This window comes from Treponema sp. R6D11 (genome assembly GCF_054786075.1).
Genome location: NZ_BDHD01000226.1, coordinates 1 through 2,542 on the forward strand (window position 1 = coordinate 1; position 2,542 = coordinate 2,542).

The window sequence follows — 2,542 nt, forward strand, 5'->3', positions numbered from 1 at the left end:
CTAAAAAACCTCAAAATTTATTATTTCATAAGTTTTTTTATTAAAAGTTGCGATATATATAGTAACAAGGAATATAAATGAAAAACCAAAAATATAACTTTCTAGCCCTCATTTTTTTGACAGGAGTCGCTATGATGGCGGCTGACTTTCTGATACTGCTTTTTTTCGGCAGTTCTTTTTCTTTTATTCGTTTCCGTCTTGGAATTCCTGCGCTGATTTTTCTGGTTCTTTATTGCTGTATTTTAGGGCATGGCGCGCTTTATTTTGATTACAAATACTTTACAAAATTGGATGGGGAACAGTATTTACTGTGGCTAAAAAAGTTAGGTGCAGTGCCGATTAAAAGAATCGCTCTTAATGTAGTTATCCACGCCGTTTTTCTTGGGATTGTTTTTTTGGGCAATTATCTGGGCGTTGATCCAGCCATAAAAGGGCAATTATTTCTGACAACGCTTTCTTTTGGAATGTTGGTGGGAACATTTGTATATGTTGCGGGCGACGGTCTTGTTTCACGTACATTGCTTGCGCATAATTTTACCAAATATCCCCTAGATTGCCGTGAAAAGCGTCAGGCGGCTAAGGCATGGATCGTCCCTATGGCGGCAGTTCTTGTAACCCTCCTTTTTACCTGTTCTGTTACCATGCTTGGGTTTCATCGCTTTGGCGGAAACTTAGATGTGCTTAAAGGCACTGCCATGTCATTTTTATTGATACCTCTGATTATCTTTTTTATCTGTGTTTTTTGCATGGCTCTTACCCTGAAGAAAAATACAGGAGCAACATACAAATCAGTAATTGCGCAGCTTGAAAATCTTTCCTCAGAGAAAAAAGACCTTACAAAACGAATTTCAATTTGTTCTGTAGATGAGCTTGGCACTATCGCCGGTATGATAAACGATTTTTGCGACCATCTTGGCGGCGGAATTGGAACAATCAAATACAAAATTAACGGTCTTAACCATACCAGTTTTGAACTTTCAATAAATATGGGCAAAACTTCATCTGCTGTGGAGCAGATTACATTAAATCTTGACAATATGAAGAATCTCATGGTCAAACAGGAAGGCGGCGCGGAAGAAGCGGGCAGGGCGGTAGGAGTAATTAAAGAAAATATCGGCAGTCTTAAAAAAATAATAGAAGAGCAAACGGAAAGCGTAAATATGTCGTCTTCCGCCATTGAAGAAATGACAGCTAACATTCACTCTGTAACGCAGACATTGGTTGAAAATAGCAAAAATGTCAGTTTTTTAACAGAGGCGTCGGAAAACGGCAAAACAGGGCTACAATTAGTCACTCAGGAGATACAGGAAATAGCTCACGACTCAGAGGGGCTTCTTGAAATAAACTCGCTGATGAATAGTATTGCAAGCCAGACGAACTTACTTTCTATGAACGCCGCGATTGAGGCGGCGCATGCGGGGGAAGCCGGCAGGGGTTTTGCCGTTGTAGCCGATGAGATACGCAAACTTGCCGAGACATCTGGAAAACAATCAAAAACCACCGCTACTATGCTCAAGAAAATAAAAGCGTCTATAGACAATATTACTAAATCGACTAATGAAGTATTGGAGCGTTTTGGAACAATAGACACAAGCGTTAAAACAGTTTCTGATCATGAGCAGAATATACTAAACGCTATGGAAGAACAGGAAATAGGCGGAAAGCAAATATTGGAATCCATAGGTCGCTTGCGGGATATAACGTCTTCGGTTAAAAAAGGCTCTGACGACATGGAACAATCAGGCGAAACTTTGGTAAAAGAAACAGATGAATTTATAAAAATAAGCAAAGAAACTGTAGATGGCATGAACGAAATACTGGCAGGTATTAACCAGATAAATGTTTCAGTAAACCACGTAAACGAAATGAGTCTTGAGAACAACCGTAACTTTGAATTGGTAAAACAGGAAACGCAAAAATTTAATGTTACCGACGGCAACGAGAAGAAAAAAATCCTCATGGTGGACGATGATGAAATACATCTTGAAATGGTGGGAGAGGTATTAAATAATAAATATGATGTGACAACCTCAAAATCGGGCAAAGAAGCTCTTGGTTTGTTCTATCAGGGACTTGTTCCGCAATTAATATTATTGGATTTGATAATGCCGGACATGGACGGCTGGAACACTTACACCAGAATAAAAGCGATAAGCAATTTGCACGATATTCCAATAGCATTTTTCACTGTTTCCGACGACCCGAAAGACATACAACACGCGCACGAAATAGGGGCGGTTGATTACATCAAAAAACCCTACGATAAAGACGACCTGATAAACAGAGTTGGGAAAATTCTCGAATAAATAGGCAACCATAGTCTTTCTTAGTTTGGATATTTATTGTAACTTTAAAAGTTTTTTCTTATTTTTTGTCATATTTATACTTTTTGTCATATTGTCATATTTTTCTTTTTTTCTTGACAAAATGAATTTCTGATATGAAAATATTACAATGTACTTAAATTTTTCTAATTATACCAATATAACAAAACCGTAAAGTTCCCCGGTGCTGAGATCAATAATCGGAGCGGTCATAAATA

1 protein-coding gene is annotated in these 2,542 nt (G+C 38.1%); it reads left to right on the forward strand.

Features of this window, described 5'->3' with window-relative positions:
- The first annotated feature begins 131 nt into the window (after window positions 1–131).
- Complete coding sequence (locus tag ACYVTD_RS11540; RefSeq protein WP_461247916.1) at window positions 132–2,306, forward strand: methyl-accepting chemotaxis protein; 2,175 nt, start codon at window positions 132–134, stop codon at window positions 2,304–2,306.
- Window positions 2,307–2,542 lie beyond the last annotated feature (236 nt).

What these genes read in the sequence shown, in the direction of transcription:
- ACYVTD_RS11540 (WP_461247916.1), top strand. Translation starts at nt 132, where the DNA reads ATGATGGCGGCTGACTTTCTGATACTGCTTTTTTTCGGCAGTTCTTTT.